At 66.9% G+C, this 6203-nt stretch carries 5 protein-coding genes; 4 read left to right on the top strand and 1 reads right to left on the bottom strand.

Features of this window, described 5'->3' with window-relative positions:
* Positions 1–1320 (bottom strand): glutamine--tRNA ligase (gene glnS, locus RBR29_RS09980; protein ID WP_320348953.1); only part of this gene is annotated, 1320 nt, incomplete at its 3' end.
* A gap of 130 nt (positions 1321–1450) precedes the next feature.
* On the opposite strand from glnS, the gene RBR29_RS09985 reads away from it, so the two are divergent.
* The 4 genes from RBR29_RS09985 to RBR29_RS10000 form a co-directional block, all read left to right on the top strand.
* Positions 1451–2785: a cytochrome ubiquinol oxidase subunit I gene (locus RBR29_RS09985; protein WP_320348955.1), complete on the top strand. Its 1335-nt coding sequence runs from the start codon at positions 1451–1453 to the stop codon at positions 2783–2785.
* Entirely contained in the window at positions 2782–3831 is a 1050-nt protein-coding gene (locus tag RBR29_RS09990) for a cytochrome d ubiquinol oxidase subunit II (RefSeq protein WP_320348956.1), read from the top strand. The genes RBR29_RS09985 and RBR29_RS09990 overlap by 4 nt, the downstream gene beginning before the upstream one ends.
* An 18-nt stretch (positions 3832–3849) precedes the next feature.
* Positions 3850–5604, top strand: coding sequence for a ClcB-like voltage-gated chloride channel protein (locus tag RBR29_RS09995; protein WP_320348958.1), 1755 nt, complete (start codon positions 3850–3852; stop codon positions 5602–5604).
* A gap of 66 nt (positions 5605–5670) precedes the next feature.
* A partial coding sequence (locus RBR29_RS10000; RefSeq protein WP_320348961.1) for an AAA family ATPase occupies positions 5671–6203 on the top strand: 533 nt, incomplete at its 3' end.

Below are 6203 nucleotides of genomic sequence, written 5' to 3' on the forward strand. Positions count from 1 at the left end.
GTTGCCCGGGAACAGGCGGAAGTATTTTTTGGGCGGGTCTTCGCGAAAGTCGTCGCGTTCGATCCAGAGCTCGCGCGTGAACGGGAATGAGCGCCGGGCGCCATCCGGATCGTGGGGGTTGAGCGGTGCGGAGCAGGGTTCGGCCAGGTTTTCCGGGAAGTTGGTGATGACGAGTTTGAGCGGATCGAGCACGGCCACGGCCCGGGCGGCCTTGGGGTCCAGATCGTCGCGCAGGGCTTGTTCCAGTGTGCCGTAGTCGATGCGGGAGTCGGCCTTGGATACCCCCAGGCGGTCGCAGAACAGGCGGATGGAACTGGGCGTGTAACCCCGGCGGCGCAGGCCGGCCAGGGTTGGCAGGCGGGGGTCGTCCCAGCCATTGACGTGTCCGTCCAGGACCAGTTGGCGCAGCTTGCGTTTGCTGGTGACGACGTAGCTGAGGTTCAGGCGCGCGAATTCGTGCTGCCGAGGCAGTGGCGCAGCCAGTTGGTCCAGTTCGACCAGGCGTTCCAGGATCCAGTCGTAGAACGGGCGCTGGTCCTCGAATTCGAGCGTGCAGATGCTGTGCGTGATGCCTTCCAGGGCGTCTTCGACCGGATGCGCCCAGGAATACATGGGATAAATGCACCAGGCATCGCCGGTCCGGTGGTGGGTCGCATGGCGGATGCGATATAGGACCGGGTCACGCAGGTTGATGTTGGGCGAGGCCATGTCGATGCGCGCCCGCAGGGCCATGCGGCCATCCGGGAATTTGCCGGCGCGCATGTCGCGCAACAGCGCCAGGGATTCGGCGGCTGGGCGGTCGCGCCATGGCGAGTTCGTGCCCGGTTCGGTCAGAGTGCCACGGGTGGCGCGCATCTCGTCGGCCGATTGTTCGTCCACGTAGGCATGGCCGGCCTGCACCAGGGCTTCGGCGAAACGGTACATGGTCTCGAAATAGTCGCTGGCGTAGAAACAGTGTTCCACGCCGTCGTGCGTCCAGTCGAAACCCAGCCAGCGCACCATGTCGATGATGGCGTGGACGTATTCGTTTTCTTCCTTTTCGGGGTTGGTGTCGTCGAAGCGCAGGTGGCAGATGCCCTGGTAATCGCGCGCCAGGCCGAAATTTAGGCAGATGCTCTTGGCGTGGCCGATGTGCAGGTAGCCGTTGGGTTCGGGCGGAAAGCGGGTGCGGATGCGGGCGGGATCGAGGGCGCCGGCGCGGCGGACTTCAGCCGGGCTGGGCGGAAGCGCCCATTGCCTGTCCTGGTAGCGACCGGATTTCAGGTCGTTGTCGATGATGGTGCGCAGGAAATTCGAGGCGGGCGCGGAATCGGTGGTCATGGTGCGAGGATACGGGCCCCTGGGGCAGGAAGATAAACGGGCATTTTGCCATGTTCGCGCGCAGGCTGGCTGGCGCGGATCGAGAAAGACATACAGGCCCGAAGGGGGTTCATATAAACTAGCGCACATTATGACGCAAACCGCATGGGTTCTGTCGCTGTCCCAGTTTTACCTGAGTCTGGGGTTCGTGCTGTGCTTCCTGGCACTGGAACTGGGCCTGGCCTGGGTCTTGTTCGGCTTCCGGCTGTTCGCTGGCCGCAGCCAGGCGGCGCTGCTGGCCTATCGCTTCTGGGTGCGGGTGTTTGCCTTGTCCCTGATTCTCGGTTTTGCAGCCAGCCTGCTGCTGGTGCTGCAGTTGGGCACGCTGTGGCCGGGCTTCATGGACCGGGCCGGCGAGGTCGCCGGACCGTTGGTGGGCATGGCGGTGCTGACGGCCTTCATCTTCAAATCCTGTTTTCTGGGGGCCATGCTGTACGGCCAGCGCACCCTGTCGGCCCGGGCCCACACGCTGGTCGTGGGGATGGTGGCGCTGGGCACGTCCCTGACGGCCTGGTGGATCGTGGTGCTGCTGGCCTGGATGCAGTGGCCGGTGGGCGCCACCCTGTCCGAGGGCCGCTACCATGTGGCGGATTGGCTGGAATTGCTGGGCGGAGGCCTGGCGCCGGTGCTGTTCGGGGTGTTGCTGGCCGGCGGCCTGCTGCTGGCTGCGACCTTGATGCTGGCCGTGACGGCCTGGCGCACCGAGATTCGTCCCAGCGATGCGGGGGATCGCAGTGTCTATGCCTGGGGCCTGCGGCTGGTGCTGCTGGCGCTGGTGCTGCAGGCGGTGTTGGCGGCCACCCTGGGGCGTGATCTGTTGCCGCTGCAGCCGGCGCGTGTGGCGTCCGTGGTGCCTCAGTGGACCAGTGGGCCGCCGGCACGCCTGTCCCTGGCCGCCTGGCCTGACGAATCCCGCCAGCACGATGCCTGGCGCCTGGCTGGGCCGCCCGGCTGGGCCGCGTGGGTGCACCTGCCGGCCGAGGGGCCGTTGCGCGGACTGAACGATCTGGCGGGCATTCGTCCGCCCCTGATGGCGACCTATGTATCGGCACGGCTGGCCGTGCTGCTGACCGGCACGTTGGCCGTATTGGCCGGGTGGGCGCTATGGCGGGGCCACCGCCTGGGGCATGAGCCTGACAATCTGTCGCGGGCTGGGCGTGCCGGGCTGTGGCTCATGGCCTGGCTGGCCGCACTGCTGCAGGCGGCGGGATGGGGGCATCTGTTGATCGGCAGTCTGCCCTATGCCATCCAGGGTACGGTCTCGTTGCGCGAGATCGGCACGGACGCCAGCGAAGGCGTGCTGTGGGCGGTGCTGTGCCTGCAGATCGTGGTCTTTGGTGCGCTGCTTGCCGGCTTTTACCAGTTGCTGCGGCATGCGACCCGCTACGGTGTCGTGCCGGTGGCCCGTCACAGGGGACGCGCATGATCGAGTCGCTCGCCGCCCTGTTGGGGTTGGGTGCCCAGGACCCGGCGTTCTGGATGCCGTTGGCGCTGATCGTCGTGTTCTTCGCGGTCGTCGTGGCAGGCGTGCTGCTGGACGGTTTCGACATTGGCGTAGGCTGTGTGTCCCTGGTCGCGCCGCCTGCCCTGCGGCCGCGCATGCTCTCGCTGCTGGGGCCCTGGCGCGATGCCAATGAATTCTGGGTTTTTCTGGGCGTCGGGCTGTTTGCGGCGGCTTTCCCCTACGCCTGGCCTCAGATCCTGGGGCGCCTGTATCTGCCGCTGTCGTTGCTGGCATTGGGCACCATGTTGCGCTCGGTGTGCTTCGAGTGGCGTTTGCGGGCGCCGTCCGAGCACCAGGGCCGCTGGCAGTTCGGTTTTGGCGCGGGGGCCGTGCTGGTCGCCTTTTCTCATGGCTATATCCTGGCACGGGTGGTGGTGGCGTACCAGCCGGGCCTGGGCAATACCGGTTTCGCGGTCCTGATGGGCGGGTGCGCCGTAGCGGCCTACAGTCTGCTGGGAGCGGCCTGGCTGATGATGCGCGAAGCCGGCGAACTGCGTGTGCGCGCCGTCAGCTGGGCTCGTCGCACGCTGCGCTGGGGCGCCGTGGGCGCTGTGGGGGTGTCGGTGGTGCTGGACTTTTCCAATGCCGGGGTCTTCCTGAAATGGGGCGATGGTTCGCACTGGCTGGCGGTGGGCTTGGTCTGGGGCACGTTGCTGCTGTGTTTCGTCCTGACGGAAATGACGCTGCAGCGCATGATCAGCCACAGCTACCGTGCTTCGGCGCTGCCCTATGCCCTGGTGCTGGTGATTGTCCTGACCGTGCTGGGCGGCCTGGCCTACAGTTTCTTCCCCTACCTGGTATTGGACGAAATGACGTTGTGGGACGCCGCTGCGCCGGTGGCGACCCTGCGCCTGGCGCTGTCGGCCGTGGTGATCGCGCTGCCGGTGGCGTTGATTTTCAATCTCTGGGTGTACTGGCGCATGCTGGGCCGGTCTCGGCCACCCAGCCCGCCGGATTTCAGGCCCTAGGGCCATTCAGGAGCGCGCATGCGAGGGCCGGATCTGCACTTGCGGGCCGACGGCGCGGTCGCCATGCTGTGCTGGGCGGCCCTGGCCGGCGTCGGTGGCGCATTGCTCACGATCGCTTTCCATGCCGGGATCCATGGGATCCAGTGGCTGTTTGCCGGGCATTCCGGGGCCATTACCCAGGTCATGCGTGAACTGCCCTGGTCGATGCGACTGCTGGTGCCCGCCGTCGGCGGGCTGTGTGCCGGGGCCTTGCTGGTCGCCGCCCGGCGCGTGTCGCGCGATGCGCATTCCGACTACATGGAAGCCGTGGCCATTGGCGACGGGCGGCTGTCCGTGCGCCAGGGTCTGCTGCGTTCGCTGTCTTCGCTGTGCACGGTCGCCACGGGCGGTTCCATCGGCCGCGAGGGGGCCATGGTGCACCTGGCTGCCCTGTGGGCGTCCGTCCTGGGTCGGCTGCTGCGTTCGGGCACGGCACACCTGCGCCTGCTGGTGGCCTGCGGGGCGGCGGCCGGGGTGTCGGCGGCCTATGGCGCGCCCATTGCCGGCGCCGTGTTCGTGGGCGAGATCGTCCTTGGATCCATGTCGTTCCAGAATTTCGGCCCGCTGCTGGTCGCGGCCGCCGTGTCGAACCTGCTGATGCGGCTGAGCGGCCACTATGTGGCGCTGTACGCCATGCCCGGCCTGGGGGAGGTGCCCGCCGACCTGTTGCTGCCCAGCCTGGCGTTGGGCATCCTGGCTGGCGTGGGGGCGCCGCAGTTCCTGCGCTGCATCCATGGGGTGAAATCACTGTTCGGTCGCACTGGCCTGCCGTTGCCCCTGAGCCTGGCGCTGGGCGGGCTGTTGCTGGGAGGTGTGTTGGTGGGCATGCCGCAGATGGCAGGCAATGGCTACAGCGTGGTCGTGTCCCTGCTGCATCAGCCCCAGGCCTGGCAGATGGTGCTGTGGATCCTGCTGTGCAAGGTGCTGGCGACGGCCCTGACGGCAGGTTCGGGCGCGGTGGGTGGGGTGTTTACCCCGACCCTGTTTGTCGGTGCCGCTCTGGGCACGCTGGTGGCCCAGGGCTTGGGGGAAGTCTGGCCTGTGCTGGCGGGGCATGGCGCGGTCCTGACCCTGGTGGGCATGGGGGCCTTCCTGGCAGCGGCGACCAGCGCGCCGTTCATGGCGATCCTGATGATTTTCGAAATGACGCTCAGCTACCAGATGGTACTGCCGCTGGTGCTGGCCTGTGTGGCGGCGTATTTCGTATCCCGTGGCCTGGCCCAGGCAGTGATGTACCAGGTGACGCTGCATCACGAGGACAACCAGGCGCTGCGCCAGCGCCTGCGGCACGCCCGCCTGGACAGCCTGATGCGGCCGGCGGAAACCGTGATCCGCACGGATGCCCCGGTGCGCCAGGCGCAGGAGATGTTTCTGGACTATCCCGTGAAATATCTGTACGTGACTGATGCCGAGGGTGCCTGGCAGGGGGTGATCGCCCAGCAGGACCTGACCCGCATGATGCTGGCCGAGACCGATGTGCAGTCCAGGACCTGTGGCGAGGTGCTGCGCCTGGATTTCGTCAAGCCGCTGTACCCCGATCTGAGTCTGGACGAGGCCCAGACGCAGTTCAGCGCCTTCCGGGGGGAACGTCTGCCCGTGGTCAGCCGCGACCGGCCTGCCCGGTTGCTGGGCGTGGTCTACAAGTCCGATCTGCTGGAACGCTATTCACAGCTGAAGCGGGCGCTGGACGGGGATGCCGATTTCGTGCTGTTGCCGCGCCGGGACCGTTCGTGACGGGGGCGGCCGGCCGCGTTGCGGTGATGGCATAATTCCGGTACTGGATATCAACACAGTCTTTTCATGGCCATTCAAGCAGATTCCCTCTCGGCCCGAACGCCCGAACCCCGCCTGGTGACGCCGGACGTGGCTTCGCATGCCGAAGATTCCATCGAACGCGCCCTGCGGCCCAAGTCCCTGGGGGACTATGTCGGCCAGCGGCGGGTCCGCGAACAGCTGGACATCTTCATCGCGGCGGCCCGCCAGCGTGGCGAATCGCTGGATCACGTGCTGCTGTTCGGCCCGCCGGGCCTGGGCAAGACGACCCTGGCGCACATCGTGGCCCATGAAATGGGTGTGCAGTTGCGCCAGACATCCGGGCCGGTGCTGGAACGTCCCGGGGACCTGGCCGCCATGCTGACCAACCTGGAACGCAACGATGTCCTGTTCATCGACGAAATCCATCGCCTGTCGCCGGTGGTCGAGGAAATCCTCTATCCCGCGCTGGAGGACTTCCAGATCGACATCCTGATCGGCGAAGGCCCCGCCGCCCGCAGCGTGAAAATCGACCTGCAGCCCTTCACCCTGGTGGGGGCGACCACCCGTGCCGGCATGCT

Source organism: Castellaniella sp. (genome assembly GCF_034007085.1).
GTDB lineage: Bacteria > Pseudomonadota > Gammaproteobacteria > Burkholderiales > Burkholderiaceae_B > Castellaniella.

Excerpts from the sequence above, each read along its gene's own strand:
- RBR29_RS09985 (WP_320348955.1), top strand. The coding sequence starts at position 1,451 with ATGACGCAAACCGCATGGGTTCTGTCGCTGTCCCAGTTTTACCTGAGT.
- RBR29_RS09990 (WP_320348956.1), top strand. The coding sequence starts at position 2,782 with ATGATCGAGTCGCTCGCCGCCCTGTTGGGGTTGGGTGCCCAGGACCCG.
- RBR29_RS09995 (WP_320348958.1), top strand. The coding sequence starts at position 3,850 with ATGCGAGGGCCGGATCTGCACTTGCGGGCCGACGGCGCGGTCGCCATG.